At 66.5% G+C, this 18,256-nt stretch carries 13 protein-coding genes and 1 pseudogene; 5 read left to right on the forward strand and 9 right to left on the reverse strand.

What is annotated here, in order from left to right; all coding sequences use genetic code 11:
• Nucleotides 1–256: 256 nt before the first annotated feature.
• Both ACFVT5_RS25410 and ACFVT5_RS25415 read right to left on the reverse strand, forming a co-directional pair.
• Entirely contained in the window at nt 257–841 is a 585-nt protein-coding gene (locus ACFVT5_RS25410; protein ID WP_389892325.1) for a histidine phosphatase family protein, read from the reverse strand.
• Nucleotides 842–897: 56 nt separating this feature from the next.
• A complete protein-coding gene (locus tag ACFVT5_RS25415; RefSeq protein WP_389892327.1) occupies nt 898–2,769 on the reverse strand; it encodes an alkyl/aryl-sulfatase in 1,872 nt (623 codons plus the stop codon).
• 308 nt (nt 2,770–3,077) lie between these two features.
• On the opposite strand from ACFVT5_RS25415, the gene ACFVT5_RS25420 reads away from it, so the two are divergent.
• Together ACFVT5_RS25420 and ACFVT5_RS25425 are read left to right on the forward strand one after the other, a co-directional pair.
• Nucleotides 3,078–3,554: a phospholipase gene (locus ACFVT5_RS25420; protein ID WP_389892330.1), complete on the forward strand. Its 477-nt coding sequence runs from the start codon at nt 3,078–3,080 to the stop codon at nt 3,552–3,554.
• A gap of 252 nt (nt 3,555–3,806) precedes the next feature.
• Nucleotides 3,807–5,495, forward strand: a complete 1,689-nt coding sequence (locus ACFVT5_RS25425; protein WP_389892333.1) for a DUF885 domain-containing protein — start codon at nt 3,807–3,809, stop codon at nt 5,493–5,495.
• A 123-nt stretch (nt 5,496–5,618) separates the two neighbouring features.
• On the opposite strand, the gene ACFVT5_RS25430 is transcribed toward ACFVT5_RS25425, so the two are convergent.
• The 3 genes from ACFVT5_RS25430 to ACFVT5_RS25440 form a co-directional block, all read right to left on the reverse strand.
• Complete coding sequence (locus tag ACFVT5_RS25430; protein WP_389892336.1) at nt 5,619–6,590, reverse strand: NAD(P)-dependent alcohol dehydrogenase; 972 nt, start codon at nt 6,588–6,590, stop codon at nt 5,619–5,621.
• A gap of 270 nt (nt 6,591–6,860) precedes the next feature.
• Entirely contained in the window at nt 6,861–8,105 is a 1,245-nt protein-coding gene (locus ACFVT5_RS25435) for a hypothetical protein (protein WP_389892339.1), read from the reverse strand.
• Nucleotides 8,102–9,316, reverse strand: coding sequence for a ThiF family adenylyltransferase (locus tag ACFVT5_RS25440; protein WP_389892965.1), 1,215 nt, complete (start codon nt 9,314–9,316; stop codon nt 8,102–8,104). Before ACFVT5_RS25440 ends, ACFVT5_RS25435 begins: the two co-directional genes overlap by 4 nt.
• A gap of 396 nt (nt 9,317–9,712) precedes the next feature.
• Between ACFVT5_RS25440 and ACFVT5_RS25445 the strand changes: the two genes are divergently transcribed.
• Entirely contained in the window at nt 9,713–11,005 is a 1,293-nt protein-coding gene (locus ACFVT5_RS25445) for a M14 family zinc carboxypeptidase (protein ID WP_389892342.1), read from the forward strand.
• A 788-nt stretch (nt 11,006–11,793) separates the two neighbouring features.
• Here the strand turns inward: ACFVT5_RS25445 and ACFVT5_RS25450 are convergent.
• Nucleotides 11,794–12,186 carry a hypothetical protein gene (locus ACFVT5_RS25450; protein ID WP_389892344.1) on the reverse strand — a complete coding sequence of 131 codons (393 nt, stop codon included), beginning with the start codon at nt 12,184–12,186 and terminating at the stop codon, nt 11,794–11,796.
• A gap of 858 nt (nt 12,187–13,044) precedes the next feature.
• On the opposite strand from ACFVT5_RS25450, the gene ACFVT5_RS25455 reads away from it, so the two are divergent.
• Entirely contained in the window at nt 13,045–14,217 is a 1,173-nt protein-coding gene (locus tag ACFVT5_RS25455; protein ID WP_389892347.1) for a helix-turn-helix domain-containing protein, read from the forward strand.
• On the opposite strand, the gene ACFVT5_RS25460 is transcribed toward ACFVT5_RS25455, so the two are convergent.
• Nucleotides 14,156–15,154 (reverse strand): ATP-binding protein, encoded by a 999-nt coding sequence (locus tag ACFVT5_RS25460; protein WP_389892349.1) that lies wholly within the window; start codon nt 15,152–15,154, stop codon nt 14,156–14,158. The genes ACFVT5_RS25455 and ACFVT5_RS25460 overlap by 62 nt on opposite strands.
• A 611-nt stretch (nt 15,155–15,765) precedes the next feature.
• On the opposite strand from ACFVT5_RS25460, the pseudogene ACFVT5_RS25465 reads away from it, so the two are divergent.
• Nucleotides 15,766–16,143 (forward strand): annotated as a pseudogene (locus tag ACFVT5_RS25465) (LacI family transcriptional regulator); the annotation flags it as partial.
• A gap of 82 nt (nt 16,144–16,225) precedes the next feature.
• Here ACFVT5_RS25465 and ACFVT5_RS25470 read toward each other — a convergent pair.
• Both ACFVT5_RS25470 and ACFVT5_RS25475 read right to left on the reverse strand, forming a co-directional pair.
• Nucleotides 16,226–16,900 (reverse strand): hypothetical protein, encoded by a 675-nt coding sequence (locus ACFVT5_RS25470; RefSeq protein WP_389893016.1) that lies wholly within the window; start codon nt 16,898–16,900, stop codon nt 16,226–16,228.
• A 243-nt stretch (nt 16,901–17,143) separates the two neighbouring features.
• A complete protein-coding gene (locus tag ACFVT5_RS25475; RefSeq protein WP_389892352.1) occupies nt 17,144–17,932 on the reverse strand; it encodes a DUF1883 domain-containing protein in 789 nt (262 codons plus the stop codon).
• Nucleotides 17,933–18,256: the final 324 nt, after the last annotated feature.

An 18,256-nucleotide genomic window follows, 5' to 3' on the forward strand; every position in this document is an offset into this window, starting at 1 on the left:
TGGCGGGTGGCCGGCGGAATGGGCGAGGGTCGGGCAGTGGAGTCCCCGCCCTTGGCAGGGGGTGTTTCTTCCCGCGGTAACGGTGAGGTGCCGCACCGGTGTGTGTCCGACGGAATGGGCGAGGGCCCGGCAGGGGAGTCCCCATCCCCGAAAGGGGGTTGTTTCTTCCCGCCGCAGCGGCGAGGTGCCACCACGGTGTGTGTCCGGCGGAATCGGCGACGGCCCAGGCCGGGACCGGTCTGGAGAGGGGCCGGGTTCAGCGGTCCAACGGGGTACCTACACGGAGATTCCAACGCCCACTTCGCCCCGTCAAAGCCACAGCGGCCAGCGGCCCGGCATCGATACGCCAAAACGTCGCATCCGGCACCCCCAGCGCGTGAACCACCGCCGCCCGCACCACATCCGGCTCCACCACCGCGACCATCCGCCCCGTCCCGGCCACCGTCGCGTCGAGCCACCCGCCCACCCGCTCCCGTAGCCCGGTCAGCGACTCCCCGCCGTGCGGGGCACCGGACGGATCGGTCAGCCACTCCCGTACCGCACCCGGATCCTGAGCCGTCACCTCGTCCAGCGTGCGCCCCCGCCACCGCCCAACATCCCACCCGGTCGGCGCCACCGCACCGTCGTCCGGCGCGAGCCCGAGGGCCACCGCCGTGTCCCGGCACCGCCGCGACGGCGACACCGCGACCCGGTCCGCCGCCGGCAGATTCCCCGCCGCCGACCGCGCCCGCCGCAACCCCTCGGCGTCCACCGGCCCTTCGCCCGCGAACCGCACCTCCCGCAAGTCCCGCCCCACAGCGGGTGAGATCAGCGTCACCCGGGTGGTCACCTCACCACTCATCGGTCTCCGTTTCATCGGCATGGCGCACGGTCGCGCCACTGTAGGCCGACGGGACGTCAGGGCGTGACGATCGCGAAGTCGGGGTCGGGCCGGTCGAGTACCGAGACCAGCGACTTGAGGACGTCCGGGTCACCGGAGTACTCGACCCCGCCGAGCACATCGTCCCCGTCCCCGCTCGCGAAGAGCGTCAGAAGCTGGGGCTTCGTCAGCGTGATGAGCAACTGCGCGTCATCGGCGGGCGTGATGGTACGGGTATGCACCAGGACCCCGTTGTGCAGGGTCGTCCGGTAGGTCTCGCCGAGGTCGGTCACGTTCCAGCCGATACTCAGCGAAAGGTCCCACGCCTGGGGGCCGTTGACGCGGATGGCGAGCGAGTCGAAGAGCTGCCCGACGCTGAGGGCCGTCGCGATGCTCCCGGCCGTGACGGCCGTGGGCGTGATCCCGTGACGCAATTCGTCGGCGCCCATGAGATAGCAGTTGCGCCAGGTCGCGTTCTCGGCGCCGTACGCCAGCTTCTCGAAGGTGTCCGCGAGGAGTTCCCTGGCATCGGCGCTGTCCGGCGACGCGAACACCGCGTGCTTCAGGAGCTGCGCCGCGAACCGCAGATCACCCGCGTCGACGTACCCGCGCGCCTTCTCCAGTACGGCGTCCGGACCGCCCATACAGTCGACGTACCGCCGCGCGCTCTCGACGGGCGGGTGCTCCCACAGGGACGAGGGGTGACCGTCGTACCAGCCCATGTAACGCTGGTAGACCGCCTTCACGTTGTGGCTGACCGAGCCGTAATAGCCGTGCGTGTGCCAGGACTTGGCGAGTGCGGGCGGCAACTCGACCAGCTCGGCGATCTCGACGCCGGTACGGCCCTGGTTGGCGAGACGCAACGTCTGGTCGTGCAAGTACGCGTACAGATCACGCTGTTCGGCGAGGAACGTACGCAACTCCGCCGTGCCCCACGTCGGCCAGTGGTGCGAGGCGAAGAGGACATCGGCGTCGTACCCGAAGAGGTCGATGGCCTCACCCAGATACCGGGCCCAGATCCTGGCATCGCGGACGACGGCGCCGCGCAGGGTCAGGATGTTGTGCAGATTGTGCGTCGCGTTCTCGGCCATGCACAGCGCGCGGCGCCCGGGCAGCAGGAAGTTCATCTCGGACGGCGCCTCCGTGCCCGGCGTCATCTGGAACCGGAACAGCACCCCGTCGAGCGTCTCCTCCTGCCCGGTGTGCCGGATCTCGACGGTCGGCGGTACGAGTCCGGCCCGACCGCTCGACGCGGTGAAACCGAGCCCCATGCCGACCAGACCGGTCGGGCCACGGACCAGATTGGAACCGGCGTAGTACGCGCCCCGCCGCAGCATGGCCGTACCGGCGTACACGTTCTCGGCGACGGACTGCTCCATGAACCCTTCGGGCGCCACGACCGGTACCTGGTCGCGTCCGTACTCGTGGTCGCCGTCGTCCGGCGGGAGCACCCCGAGAACCCCGCCGAAATGATCGAGATGGGAGTGCGTGAAGAGTACGGCGGTGACGGGCCGCTCACCCCGGTGCGCCCGGTACAGCGCGAGCGCGGCGGCGGCACACTCCTCCGACACGAGCGGATCGACGACCACGACACCCCGCTCGCCCTCGACGAGGGACATGTTGGACAGGTCGTACCCCCGCACCTGATACACCCCGTCCGCCACCTCGTACAACCCGGCCCTGGCACACAACTGCGACTGCCGCCACAGCCCCGGATGCACGCTGTCGGGGCACTCCCCCTCCAGGAACACGGTGTCGTCGAAGTTCCACACCACCCGCCCGTCCCCGGCGACCACAGTCCGCTCGGCGGGCCCCGCCACGAACCCCCGGTCAGCACTCTCGAAGTCCCGCCGGTCCCCAAAATCGGGCCCACCACCGCTGCTACCGGAAGACCGGGCCTGACCACTCATGAACCACTCCGTTCCCGGCGAGCGCGCACGGATCCAACGGATCCAACGGATCCATCTGAGCACCGGGCGACGGGGGCCGCACGTCGATGAGGACATACGGCGCTGGTGAGGACATACGGCACTACGGCGCGCCGGCAGGCGCGAGTCGGATCGGGCATGTCCGGCGCCCCCCTTCATGAACCCTTCTTCAGTAATCCACCTAGGTCTTCCCCACGCCCTCTACCCCTGACAGGGACATGACGGCACTCTGGGTGCGCCCCGTGAGATCCCACGGGGCGTTCAGGTCCCCCACACCCGGAGGTCCCCCCATGCGTCGCAGCGTCACCCTTCCCCTCGTCGCAGCCGCACTCTCGGTCCCGCTGGCCCTGCTCCCGGCCGTCTCCGCGTCGGCGGCCCCCGCCGACAAGCCGCAGGTCCTCAACTCCTGGACCCAGACGAGTGCGGCCAGTTACAACGCCTGGCTCTCCGCCCGTAACAACCAGGGCGCCTGGTCCGCGTACGCCTTCGACTGGTCGACGGACTACTGCAGCTCCTCGCCGGACAACCCCTTCGGCTTCCCGTTCCAGACGTCCTGCGCCCGCCACGACTTCGGCTACCGCAACTACAAGGCGGCCGGCACCTTCGACGCCAACAAGTCCCGTATCGACTCGGCGTTCTACGAGGACCTCAAGCGCGTGTGCAACGCCTACTCGGGCGCCACCAAGGCGTCCTGCAACGCGACGGCGTGGACGTACTACCACGCGGTGGACATCTTCGGTTTCGCCCCGGCGAAGCAGCCCGCGTAGGCACACCCGTACGGCTTACGGTTTACGGATTGCAGCGGCTCGGACGGCCCGGAAGGGGGCGGTCCGAGCCGTAACCGTCCGTAACCCTCCGCGAATACGGCACAGCGTCGTCGCGGTCGCGGGCCGCCTCGCGCAGGTCATGGTCGCGAACGACTTGAGCGGACTGGTCGCCCTGAGCGAAATCCGGCGCCCCCACTACCGGGCCCGGCCAAGCGGCTGACGCGACACCGGTACCCGTATGAGGATGGCCGCATGTCCGAGACCAAGAACCCGCTGCCCCGCGAGGTCGCCGACGCCTATGTCGACGAGCTCATCGCCCTTGACCCGGTCACCGGAACGGTGCTCGGCGTGCAGGAGAGTTCCAGCCGTCTGCCCGATTTATCACCCTCGGGGCAGGTGGCCCTCGCGGCGCTGGCGCGGGCCACGCTCGTCCGGCTGGACGAGGCGGAGCGCCGGCCCGGCGGGGACAGCGACGTGGAGCGGCGCTGCGCCCGGCTGCTGCGCGAGCGCCTCACCGCCGAACTCGCCGTGCACGAGGCCGAGGAGGGCCTGCGCTCGGTCGGCAACATGGCCACCGTCGCGTACTGGGTGCGCCAGATCTTCACCATGACGCCGACGCAGACGGACGAGGACTGGGCGCGGATCGCCGAACGACTGCGCGCGGTGCCCGCGGCGTTCGCGGGCTACCGCGAGTCCCTGGCCCTGGGGCTGGAGCGCGAACTGCACGCGGCTCCGCGTCCGACGGCCGCTTTCGTCGTGCAGCTCGGCGAGTGGGCGGACACGGGCGAGGGACGCGGCTGGTTCGAGGACTTCGCCGCCGACGGTCCCGACGCCCTGCGCCCGGAGCTGGACGAGGCCGCCCGGGGCGCCACCGCCGCCGTGAAGGAGCTGCGGGACTGGATGCGCGACGTGTACGCGCCGGCCGTCAAGGGCGCCCCGAACCCGGTGGGCCGCGAACGTTACGCCCGCTGGTCGCGCTTCTACAACGGTACGGACCTGGACCTGGACGAGGCGTACGCGTACGGCTGGACCGAGTACCACCGGCTGCTCGCCGAGATGCAGACGGAGGCCGAGAAGATCCTGCCGGGCGCCGAGACACCCTGGGTGGCGCTGGCCCACCTCGACGAGCACGGCAAGCACATCGAGGGCGTCGACGAGGCCCGCGACTGGTTGCAGGGCCTGATGGACGAGGCGATCGAGCAACTGGACGGCACGCACTTCGAACTCGCCGAACGAGTACGGCGGGTGGAGGCGTGCATCGCCCCGCCCGGCACCGCGCCGTCGCCCTACTACACGTCGCCGTCGGAGGACTTCTCCCGCCCCGGCCGCACCTGGCTGCCGACGAGGGGCAGGACCCGCTTCCCGATCTACGACCTGGTTTCCACCTGGTACCACGAAGGCGTCCCCGGCCACCATCTCCAGCTCGGCCAGTGGGCACACGTCGCGGAGGACCTCTCCCGCTACCAGGCCACCATCGGCATGGTCAGCGCCAACGCCGAGGGCTGGGCGCTGTACGCGGAACGGCTGATGGACGAGCTGGGCTTCCTCAAGGACGCGGAGCAGCGGCTCGGCTACCTTGGCGCGCAGATGATGCGGTCCGTCCGGGTCATCGTGGACATCGGCATGCACCTGGAGCTGGAGATACCGGCGGACTCCCCGTTCCACCCGGGCGAGCGGTGGACACTGGAGCTGGCGCAGGAGTTCTTCGGCGCGCACAGCAGCCGTCCGGCGGCCTACGTGGAGAACGAGCTGACCCGGTATCTGACGATGCCCGGCCAGGCGATCGGCTACAAGCTCGGTGAGCGGGCCTGGCTGCTGGGCCGGGAGAACGCCCGCAAGCGCCACGGCGACGCCTTCGACCCGAAGGCATGGCACATGGCGGCCCTCTCCCAGGGCTCCCTGGGCCTGGACGACCTGGTGACCGAACTGTCGCGACTCTGACCGGTCCCGCCGACGCGACTGGGCACGGTGCGACACCCGACGCACCACGTCGCACCGTGCCCTCAGGGAATGTCGGCCGACTCGCGCCGGCCCATCAGGCACCCGGCTCATCCTCCCCCGGGTTCAGACGGTGATGACCAGCTTGCCCCGGGGGTGCCCCGACTCCAAGTGGCGTACCGCCGTGGCGACTTCGGCCAGCGGATAGGTGCGGTCGACCACCGGCTTGAGCGCACCGGCCTCAGCGAGTTCCGTGAGCGTCAGCAGATCCTGCCGCCGAGTGGCCGCGATCACCGGGCGGAGTTTCTGCCCGACGAAGGCGGACAGCACCAGGCCGCGCACCCACCGGTCCGTACCGCCGAACACTGGGCCGCTGTCTTCGCCGCCGACGAAGACGGCGGTGCCGCGTGGGGTGAGGACGCGGCGCACGCGGGAGAGGGAGCGGTTGCCCGCGGTGTCGAGGACGAAGTCGTAGCGGACGGGCCGGTCGGCGATGTCCTCCCGCGTGTAGTCGATGACGTCGTCGGCGCCGAGCGAGCGGACGAGGTCGCCTCCGGTGGGTCCGCAGACGCCGGTGACGCGGGCGCCGTAGTGGACGGCGAGCTGGACGGCGTAGGTGCCCACTCCGCCGGAGGCGCCGATGACGAGGACCTCCTGGCCGGGGCCGGGGCGGGCGATGTCCAGTCCCTGGAGGGCGGTCACGGCGGAGACGGGGAGGGCGGCGGCCTGCTCGAAGGTGAGGCCCGGCGGTTTGGGGGCGAGTTGTTCGGCCTTGCCGCACGTGTACTCGGCGAAGGAACCCTCGCACTGGCCGAACACCTCGTCCCCCGGCTTGAAGGAGGTCACCCCCGTCCCGACCGTCTCCACGACCCCGGCGGCGTCCCATCCCCGCACGCGGCGGGCGGGCTTGCGCAGACCGATCTGCGGATTGAGGCGGGCGAAGTACGGCCGTCCGGTCATGAGGTGCCAGACGCTCGGGTCCATGCCGGCTGCCCGCACCCTGACGAGTACCTCGTCGTCGCGGGGGACCGGCGGGTCGATGTCCCGCAGGTGCAGCCGGTCGGCTGATCCGTACGCGTCCTGGACGATGGCCTTCATCGGGGCTCTCCTTGACCGCCGCTCTGTCAGGGCTGCTCGTCCGTGATCGTCCCAACGGACCGCGCGGTTGGCCAGAGCCGGACGGGGCAGCCGGCCGGGAACCGGTCAGGAACCGGTCAGTCCGTCCAGCGTCATGGCCACCAACTGGCCCTCCAGAACCTGCTGTTCCGGCATGAAGGCCGCCGCCCGTAAGGTGCGGGCGGGGCAGCAGGGACAGCGGTCACCAGGCCACGGACACGGGCTTACTGGCCCCTCGCTCAGGCCCCTCGCTCAGGCCCTTCGCGCAGACCTGCGTGACCGGCGGTTACGCCAGCGGGTGACCAGCCACAGGATGTTCACTCCGCCCAGAATGACCAGCACCGCCACCGCGTCGGCGTTGGCCGCGAGGCCGTGGTCCGGCCCCAGTCCCCGGGCCGCGCGGACCAGCAACGTGACGTCGGCGGGAAGCGTGACAGCGGCCAGGAACATCAGGCAGACCACCGTGCCGACCACGAGGACAACGCTGTAGAGACGAACGGCTCTACGCTCGTGCGCGGGCAACCGGGTGCTCGGGTCGACGGCCTTGGTCGTTCCCGCGCGGCGCGGCCATCGCACCACCCGCCGGAACACGTAACGGGCGTACGCGAGACCGTCGCCGTACAGATCCCGGCAGCCGGTGAGGTCCTGGAGGACGAAGTACAGGTCCGTACGGGTGAACACCATGCATTGGAAGGGCAAGGGCATCAGGGCCAGGAGCAGGGCCGCGGCCAGCATCCGGTGGGCCGTCGTCCCGGTGTCCGTCACGGCGAGGACCAGGACCAGGGACGACGCGACGGCCAGATTGAGGGCGATACCGGCCAGGTAGGCCGTCAACCGGTGGCGGCGGGGCGCGAGTTCGATGCCGCTGATGTCGGTCTGCATGACGAGGAACTGGAGCCGGGTGCCCAGCCGCATGTTCGCCGGCACGCCCGCGGCGCGTGCGGTGACCAGGTGCGCCAGCTCATGGGCCAGCAACAGCGTCCACCCCGCCGCCGCGCCGGTGACCAGGACCAGGCTGCCGTGCGGGCTCCACAGCAGATCGCGATAGCCCGGTACCAGCTCGGGACGGCGGAACAGGGCGATGACGGCAGCCGCCAACAGCACCCCGACGAGTACGGGAAGTGCCGGATGCAGGGCGTACCGGACATGGCGGGGGCGCAGCCGCGGAAGGGTCGCGCGCGGCGGTTCGGCGTCCGGAACCGGGCAGTCCCCGATCCGTGCCACGAACCCCAGCGCGGCCAGATCCCTGACGAAGTCCGTGATGTCGAGTTCCTCACCGGTCTCGGCACGCAGAATCTCCCCCGTGCGGGCCACGCTGTGCCCCTCGCCCAGGAGTTCCACCGCGCGTGCGCCGGCCGCGGGGACGGCGACGAAGGTACGGGTGGACATCCGGCCCACGATCCACTCGTCCCGGTCAGGGCGTACGCCGAGGTCGCGGAGCAGGACGCGGGTCGAGGGTTCGATACGGGGGTGGTTCTCGGCGGCGGTGTCCGTCACGGGAGGTCCTGCGGTGCCGGGTCCACGTCCGGTTCCGGGTTCACCGCCGGTGCCGGTGCCGGTGCCGGTGCCGGTTCCGCTCGGCACGCGGGGCAGTCGGGGCGTCGCTCCGAGCGTTGCGCGATCGGGTCGCCGGGCACCATGAGGTTGAGGCCGAACCGGCATCCGGGCTCGATCTCCGGGATCCCGCACAGCAGTATGAGAGCGGCATGGGCCAGCAGACTTCCCGACAGACCCGCGGTCACGGCGTTGACCGGATTCCACGGCATGCGGGGTGAGGCGACCTCCTCGTCCTGGCCGGGCGCGAGCCGCAGATCGCGCCGCTCGGACTCGGTGCTGCGCAGACACTCCCAGCACGCGCCCCGGCCGGGTGTGAAGACCCCGACGCTCACCAGCGGTCCGCGGTATCCGGCTTCGGCCCACGGCGTGCCGGAGGCCAGGCAGACCTGATTGGCCCATCCGCGGATCACGGGGGGACGGTCGGCGGCCATCAGGAGGACGTCGTACCCCGAGCCGTCTCCGGCGGCGCCGGTCAGCAGGTCTTCGAGGTCCGCGGGACCGCGTACGACGCGGCGCTCGCCGGTGACGGTCGTGTCCGAGTTCAGGGCGCGTAACGCCGAGAGCGCCGCGTCGAGCTTGGGCGTACCGAGGTCGCTCTCGCGGAAGAGGGTCTGCCGGTTGAGATTGGACAGTTCGACGACATCCGGTTCGACGCAGTGCAGCCGCCCCACGCCGGAGGCCACCAGGTCCCGCGCGGCGGCTCCGCCCGTACCGCCGACGCCGACCAGCAGGACCCGGGCACGACGCAGGCGCAGCTGCGGTTCCCAGGCGCTCTCTCTGGGTCTCAGATCCATCCAGCGCAGCAGGGTCATGCCCCTGCTGTACCGCTCGCGCTCCCGCTCGGACAGCTCCGCCGGCGGCGCGGCACCGGCGTCCTCCACGTACCCGGCCATGGCCAGATCCGTCATGGCCTGGACGATGTCCGGTTCGGGCAGCCGCAGTTCCGGGTGGCTACGGGACACCACGGCGACGATGTCCGCGGCGCTCCGCGTACCGTCCATGGCCTCGACCAGCGTCCACACCCAGCCGTCGGGATCCTTGACCTCGGAACCGATGCCGTGAACGACGCTCCCGATTCTCACGTGACCGTCGACGGTCCGATAGGCCCGGTGTTCCGGCTTGATCCGAGGCAGCCGCATCGCGGGCACCATCACCTTCGCGCCCCTCTGGTCGCCCCAACTTCCCTCACAAAAACGGACATTGGCAAGGGTCACCCGAGAATCAAACCCTGGCAAGTGCACCTCGGAACCACGGCACACCACGGCACACCACGGCCCCGCGACGGCGGCTGACCGGACAAGGTTCCCGGGGCGCGCGCACCACCGTCACCTTCGCGCCAATCTCGTCAGCCCCAACTTCCCGGACAAGAACGGACATTGACAAACGTCACCGGAGAGGCAAACCCTGACAAGGGCACCTCGCACCACGGCACACACAGCCGTCAACGGGAGGAGATGACATGGCGAACAAGATCCAGATCCGTCCGCTGGACAAGAAGGAGACCACCGGCGACAGCGGTGGCAACGGCGGCGGTTGATCAGTTGCGGATGACGCACCGCTATCCCACGGTTGCGGAAGTCACCGATTCGGCACGGAAGTTGGTCTCCCGGTTCCCGGGAACCTGCCGCCTGCGCCGGATCGGGACATCCCGCGGGGGACGCCCGATCCAGATGCTCTCGGTGGGACACGGCCCGCGCCACGTCCTGGTGGTCGCCCGCCCGCACCCCGATGAGCCGGTGGGCGCCGCGACCGCGATGGCTCTGGCGGAGCGAGTGGCACACGGCGACGGACTGTCCCCGGCGACCGACCCCACCACCGTCACCTGGAACATCGTCCTGTGCCTGGACCCGGACGGGGCCGCACTGAGCCAGGGAATCGAAGAAGCGACGGCCGGTACCGGCCACACCCTGGAAGGCTATTACCGTTCCGCCTACCGTCCCGTAGCGGCGGAACAGCCGGAGTGGGCACCGATCGTCTCGCGGCAACTCCCGGAGAGCCAGGCACTGTTCGACGTGATCGACGAACTGCGGCCGTTCCTCCAGTGCTCCCTGCACAGCGTCGAAGCGGGCGGCACCTGGGTCCAGTTGACCCGCGACCTGCCCGAACTCGCCGTGCCTTTCCACACGTCCGCCGCGGAGAACGGCATCCCCGTGCAGCACGGCACGTTCGACGCCTTGTACTGGGAGAGCCCCAGCCCCGGGGTCTACATCCTGCCTCCCCCGGACCTCACCGACCGCCTGGCGGCCGGGTCCGAGAACATCGGGCTTTCCACCTGGTGCGCCCCTCCGCGGTACGGCGGCGTGACGGCGATCATCGAAGTGCCGCTGTGGACCACCGACATGGCCGACGACCTGACCCCGCACCCGGAACCCGCCGCCGCCCTGCGCGACCTGTCCGCCCTGGTACTCGACGGCGGCCGGCAGGTGACCGCGATCCTGGACAAGGCCCGCGCCTTCCTGCCCCAGCCTCAGGACAGCCCGCGCAGACGCGTGCTGGAGTGGATGGCCGAGGGGCTGTACGACCTGGTGGCCGAATCCTGGCAGCCACTCGCCACCAACGCGTCACACCCACTGACGACAGCCCAGATCTGCGCCCTGGACATCGTGGCCCGCCGCCAACCACTCCGCGCGGCGGGACTTCTCCAGCACCTACTGAAGTCAACGACCGACCCGGCGTCCCCCGACCTGCACCACGCCCTGAACGAACTCCTCACCACCTGGTCCACAGACTTCAAAAGGTCCCTACACCTACGCCGAGTACCGATACCCCACCAGGTGCAACACCAGTCCCAAACGGTACTGACAGCAACGGAAGCCGCACTGAAGGTAGTAGCGGCTTGACCGGCGACAAAGCACGAGAGGGCTCAGGGTCGCCGACGGTACACAACAGCGCCAGGAACGAAGGTAGTCGCAGCGGGGTCGCGTTCTAGGAAAGGGCATGACGCCTGCCAAGAGCGCTACTTCGGAGCTTCGCCGTCCGGGACTGGCCCGCGAAGCGCCTGCGCCACGAAGATCGTCATCTTGTCTTCATATGTCATCGCGCCTGCTGTACGACTTGCCGGGCGTCATTCCTGCGGTCCGGGTCTTGCCCCGTCCTGCTGGGGCACCGTAAGACGGGACTGCGTGGAACGGCCCGAAGGGCGCAGACACCGACAATCGGAGGGATGTCTAAGGCAAGGGGGAAGCCCTTGCCGGCTGGGCGCTCTTCGCCCGCCCTGTACAACTCCTTGGCAGTGCTCGTAGGCCCCGTATCGGAACTCGGCTCCCAAACGGCTCCCAGAACGCCCCCATAAACCACTCAGAGGCCCGACCTGCACTGCGGATCAGGCCCCTGACCTGGTGCTTCTCTGCCGGGGTGACGGGATTTGAACCCACGACCTCTTCGTCTCGAAGCAGGACCTGGAAGGTCGTCTACCTGTGCTCTAGGTCAATTGTGCAGGTCAGGGCGTCGGGAAGCACCGGTCTCCGTCGGCGCCTTAGGAGTCCCGACGTAAGATCATCTCCAGGATTTCTCCAAGGCGGCGCTCACGCTCAGTGCGCGCAATCCAGGAGCTGGCGTGGGGTCCGCAGATCCGTGGTCCGCTGGCCACCCCGCCCGCTTTGGCGCGAGGCACCGCGAGCCTCGGAGGCTAGGCCCTTCTGCGCGGGACTGGAACGGCGATGTATAGCTGTCGGAGTCCCTGCATGGCGGCATGGAACGCAGCCGCGATTTCGCGTGCTTTCTGCTCACTCTCGATCGCCCAAATGGAGATGTAGTCAGGTGCAATGTTGGCCTGCGTCACCGTGCCAGCAGATACCAACGCTTCAACCGCGGACTGCAGGACTGCCACTGCCTGGTCCGGGATGGTGGGCCCACTGCTGGCGATAGCGTCAAGCTCCACCTTCCAGCGCGATCCCTGGCGAGCGATGCACACAAAGATCGCGTCGTTGGTCTTGGCGCTTCTGTAGGCCGCGTGATGAGCTTCCGGTTTGGTGCAGTCGGGGATGAGTGCAGCGGGGAGAGGCGTTCCAGGCGTCGGCATGCTGGCATCGTCGCAGGCCCTCACACCGTTAATCAGGCGAACACCCATCATCACAGCGGACCCCGCGCCACCTGTACGGGCCGTCAGTGACCTGAAGTAAGAGCTTCCGGTCGCGACTAGAGGACCCAGCTCTGCTTCCTCGGCGACTCGCGTCGCCGAGGAAGCAGCTCCGCCTACGCCGATTTGAGGTGGCACGCCTTCCAACTGTCCGCGTGGCCGTTCAGAGGCAGGGCGGCTCAGACGGGGTGCGTGTACGGCGGTGAACTGTGACGGCCGTCAGCGCACTGGACAAGAACCCGGACAACGAGCAGCGCAGAGAGAGCCAGGCTGACACGGTTTCAAGACGAGCCGGATTCGAGCGCCCAGATGAGCTTGACCTGCACCCTAGAAGGGGCGGGTCCTCCTCTCCTCCCGCCAGAGGGACGCCAGCGCGATGGCAGTCTGAGCGCCGGCACCGACGTCCGTAACCACGGCGATAGCCAACCCGACGGAAGCGCAGGCCAACCCCATGACAAGCTTCTGCCGCACGGCGGGATCCGCCGCACGAGACTGAAGCGGCTTCTCCCAAACCGCAAAAAGCCGTACCCTCTTCATGTGTTCCTCTCCAACCTGGGACACTCTCGAACGGCTCTCCCGTTGCACCGGGAGAGCCGTTTTGCTCTGCACGAGCATCGATCTAATGCAGCGCCACATCAGTAGATCCTGACCGAATTGTTCACAGCAAACTGCAAGTGAACTGCCCGAACAATCGCGAACAATCGTCCATGGGTGTCGCCTTGGGGGTCGGTTCCGCGATTCTGGTGGCAATGTGACGCAGGAAGCTGAACAATCATCACCACGCTGAAGCCCGTCTGAACAATGGGAGCTCCCGTGGCTGGTCGCAACCTCAAGTCTCTGCCCGATGACGATCATCCTCGTACGCAGTTTGCTCGAGCCCTCCGAGAGCTGCGGAACAGGGCCGGGTCACCCTCGTACAGGATCTTGGCGGAGAAAGTGGGCTACACCCTCGCTACCTACTCGTCGATTTTTAACGCAAAAGCCCTACCTGAAAAAGAGCAACTAATCGACCTTGTGACATATCTGAAGGGTGACACTCGTGAATGGGCCCGACGTCTCGCGGACGCCGCTGCAGCCGAAGAACGATGGGATCGCAGTAGCGGTGCCCAGAGTGAATCCTTTGCGGAAATGGAAAGCCTAAAGGTCGAACTGGAGGGATATCGGGTCATCGCTAATGACCCTGCATCGGCATTCGCTCAGGCGAAGCGAGTGCAAGAAGATGCTCAAAAGAGAATAAATTTTGCCAATGATATAGAATCTCAATTGAGTGTCATACTCTATTCTGTCGATGTGCAACTGAATGAAGCTCGAAGCGCTATTCCGCTAGCTCAGGAAGAGGCGCAAGCCTTGGTAGGTGAGGCTAGAGCGACCGCCCAAGATATTGAACATTCTGCACGCATTGAGGCACAAGCTAGGCTGGAGAGGGCTCAGGCCAGCTCTGACAGACTAGTAGCCCGAGCAGAATCGGAAGCGAACGAAATTATCGACAAGGCTGGATCCGAGAGTCGTAGGCTTCGGGCGGACACAGGGCGTATCGTTGATCAGCTTCTCACTGAAGCGGAGCAATACATCGAAGACGCTAGGGCCGAGCGGTTGCAGACTGAATTGGAAAGGCAAAGAGGGGAGGCGCTTGTCGAGAGAATGAAACTCAGAGCAAAGATTGACCTGGCGCAGGTGATTATTGAGGCTCAGCAAGTCTTGGCTAATGCTGGGGCGGCGCAGTATTCTGAGATGCTTGATCTTCTTTTGCAGGATCTTGGGATCAATGACATGCCTACGGATGCTGAAAGCATCAAGGGGCGTCACCGAAAAGACGTATCACGACCGTCAAGCGAATACGTAAAGTTGCCCGAAGTCTTGCCGGTCGAGTCCACTGTAATCGGCGCTACGCACGCCGAGGATGAGCCTGATGCTAGAGCGCCTCTTCCGCGACGGCGCAGTGCTCGGAAGAATGACGTTGTCGGGAAAGCGTGAATTGACGGAAGTCGCGTCGAGGAATCACTTGGCTACATGAGTGATATGAGTCGGATAGCGCCCATCGGCTTAGACCGGCCGCTGCATACAACTCATCAACTGTGCGCAGGGCTGAATGGAAGCGTCCACGAGGTTCGGTCGGCAGGTCAGGCGAGGCACCCGTACGGCGGCAAACGGTGGCGTCCGTCGGCGCACTGGAAAGAACCAGGACAACCAGCCCCCCCACGGCCCGCGACCTCGCCGGTGACTGTCGTCGTCCGCCGCCCTCTTGATATCTGTCTTGATTGGGTCCAGTCGCGCAAAACCAGGCAGTAACCTCACGATTCGGACGATATTTTGTGGGCCGGTCGTGTGAACCACTAGTCAACCGCTCCGTTCGAATGAAAAAGACAGGGAATCTCGCCGTCAGGGACCGAAGCCAGTCGGGATTCTTTGCGCGCGACGGTCCGGGGGAATACTGACTCAGTCGCTCTCCGTAGCGATCAAGCACGCCATTCAGGTCAAGGTTCTCTCCGGTTACCATGTCGAACCATTCATTCGCTCCCGTTTGGTTGAGCTCATGAATGACGTCCTCGATCATGGTCTTCGGAATTCCGAGGTCTATGGCGCTTTGGCCCAGGGTCCATGGTGGATGAACAAGGCGATCTTCATCGTCAGTCAGTCGAAATTCGAGAGATGTTTTTTCGCGTGTTTGATCAATGTTGCGCTTAACTGCCAGAGTTTCACCATTGGAGAAGCGGGCCTGGAGTCCGGGAAAATGAATTGACCGCAACATCGAGAACCGTCGATTTGAAAGAGCGTCGATTATCTTCAGTACCGTGGTCTTGCCAACTCCATTGGCGCTGTGAAGAAGAGTCAAGCCGTCAATCGTGTTGAATGGGATGGCATGCGTGAATTCATCGAAAAGATTCTCGATGCGCAGCTCGTACAGGTCCATGCGCTGAGGGCAGCGGTAGGAGGGGACGCACAGGCCGCTTTCCGGTGCAATCAGTCATGGTGCTTCATCGCGATGACAGCAAGACCCTGCCCTCTGGCTGTCACAGCGAGACGCAGGCTGCCCTACCCAGAGGACCAAGCACTGGCGGAGCGGCCTTGAAGTGACGCTGTTTTCGGGAGTGATCATGACCCGGTGAGCCTTCGGCGCGTTGGGCAGTCTGTAGACCTGCCCGGTAGAGCACGGCATTGGGGCCATCGCCTTCGTGGCTCGGGCCAAAGTAGCTCCGTAAGCCGTGGAGCCAGCCGCCTAGGCGCGACGTACCCAATCTCAGTGGGCAAGTGGCTGCGTGCCACGCGGTGAGTGGAGCGAGCCGCCTTGAATCAGTAGAGAAAGTTACAACTCAATCGGTCGTTTTGGGCGTGTGTGGCTTGAAGTCGTATGCGCATGTGGGGAGTTCTGAGGCGTCGTGGCCAAATTTGCCACCAAGCGCGAGGCCAAGCAGGCCGCAGACACGGAAGTGGTGACCGTTCGGTGTGGACAGTGGCGCGACCCGGGCCTCGGTCAGGAGACCTTCGGCGAGTACGCGAGCCGCTGGTACGCGGCCCAGGACCTGGCCGCCAAGACGATGCAGAACTACAAGCGCCACATCGAGGAGTACCTGCTCCCCACGGCCTGGCATCCCGGCCCGATGCCGAGGCGCTGCTACTCGGGCGAACGTCAGCTGGCTTCCGATCGCCAAGGGCCTCATACCCCACGGCCTCCGCCACACGCACCGGAGGATGATGGAGGACCTCGGCACCGAGAAGGTCCTCATGGACGAACGCATGGGCTACATCGACGGCTCTGTCTCCGCGCGCTACGCCCACGTCACGCCAGGCATGCGCAAACGCCTCACTGCCGGTCTGACCGAGCAGGCAGAGGGGGCAATTGAAACTCGACTGGCCATGGCCCCCCGTTCGCCGTTGCAGATGCTCGACAAGATCTTCCAGCGCGGGCGACCGCAGGACGAACGTAGTCGCTGTCGGGACTGCGCTCTGGGCAACCGCATGGCGCCGACTGAGAGCGCTTCTGTTAGGCGTCACTCCTGCGGTCGGGCCTTGCCCCGTCCTGTTGGGGCACATCAGGACGAAGCGGTGTGTAACGGGTGGAAGGGCGCAGATGCCGTTCCGGATCGCGGATACCAGCGATCTCTCCCAGTCCGATCACATACGGCCGAAGGCGGTCCTGCAGTTGGCGGAGTTCCGCGCGAAACGCGGTGTTCTGGAGCCACTCGGACTCGTCTTTGTCCGGATGGCTGTTCTCGAACTCCGTCAGGCTTGTGTGCCACCTGGCTAGGAACGGAGCCAGCTCAAAGTTAATGACGTCCAGGGCCAGTTCATACACCGAGTCCCCCTTGGAAGGGGGAGGCGGAGCAGTATGGTCCTCTAGTGGATCGCGGTAGAGGTCGAAGAGGGTTTTCAGAGAGGTCAGGGCCTCGCGCAGGTTCCCGCTTCCCTCCTCGAGCGGGCGAGTGGCTACTCGGGTGGCAGCTTGGAAGAACATCCGCTGGGCGGCCTGGCGCATGTCCGTCTTGGTGATGAACGACATCTCGTTGCCAAGGAGGACAAGGCGCACCTCGGTCAGTTGAACGGACCTGCGGTACAGCTCCAGGCCGAATGCTGCGGCCACACCGGCTAGGCAACCGACGATGATCGACAACCGCTGCCCGCCGGTCTGACTGATGGAATACGCGGCGATGCCGATCACGCTGCCCGTGACGCCGGCTAACACAGCTCTCAAACCCGTCCGAATCGCGCGGTTGCCCTCATGTCCACTCCGTCTGGCCACCGGACCCCCCATCACGTTGACGCTCCGTCTTGTCCAGTGGCTCTCGCAGGGACGCGGCGGCCACCTCGCGCTCCCGGAGCACGTTGGACCTGCGCCGGTGAACATGGCCATGCCACTCTAGTGGGGTGCATTGGCAGCTGACTTGGCGATGGTGTCTCCGCGCTACGCGGCATCATCCTCTCGAACCACGTCAGCGATCTGTTGTGCGATCTCCTCGATGGAGTATTCGCTGGTGCTCATCGCAACCTTGTCCGCGAGAGAAGGGCTGTGGCGTCGGACGTCATGGGCGCTCAGGTCGTGCCAGATCGGCAAGAGTGACTGTTCGCCAGCCACGTTACGGGTGACGAGTCCGTCGAGTTCGTGGTTGGTCCAGCCCTTGGCGAAGAACGGCTCCGAGAGTACGACGATGCCGAATCGGCTTGCCCGGATCCCTTCATCGATCTTGCGGCGGAGGCTATGGCCGATCCGCATCTGGGCTTCATCGAGCCAGACAGTCACACCTAGCTTGGTCAGTGCGTCTCGGAGGGGTCGTGCAACGGCTCCTTTGTCCTCGGACGCATGGGAGATGAAGACATCCCATGTCTGGCCCCCAAGTACGTCACCAACTGGCTCCTCCGGCTCATGGACTGCGACGGAGCGGGCCGGGCTGCCTTGCGGTTCGCGGGCAGGGGGGAGGAAGGCGCGCGGAGGCGGTTGAACCTCAACAGATGAGCCGATGCGGCCGGTGCGGCCGCCGAGGTCGATGGCCGCGACCCAGTGTCCGTTACTCGGGATGGTGATCCTGTGAGGGGACCGATTGACGCGACCACCCAGGTATCGGTAACCCTTCCCCGACTTGTACTTGCTGTACTCGCTGCGCGTCATCACCTGGACGTTGGCTTGGTTGCGCAAGGTGACGACGACTGTGGAACCTCTCTTGAGGCTGCCGAGGTCGTAGTAGACGTGTTCCATAAGAGCTCCTGGGGGCGTGCGGCCAAGCACATCTCAGGGTATGGACTGCCACTGACAGTCGGTGGGGTTCCAAGGCAACGGGGAGCCGTTGCCGACTGGGCGCTTACCGCTCACTGGTGCCCGTGGGAGCCGACTTTCGAAAGTCGGTTCCCAAACGGCTCCCAGAGCACCCCCAGAAACCACTCAGGGACCCGACCCGCTCCGCGGATCAGGCCCCTGACCTGGTACTTCACTGTCGGGGTGGCGGGATTTGAACCCACGACCTCTTCGTCCCGAATGAGGGTCGATCATGTTGACCACCTGCTGTGGACGATATCTTTGCAG

The sequence above is a fragment of the Streptomyces sp. NPDC058001 genome (genome assembly GCF_042886315.1).
GTDB lineage: Bacteria > Actinomycetota > Actinomycetes > Streptomycetales > Streptomycetaceae > Streptomyces.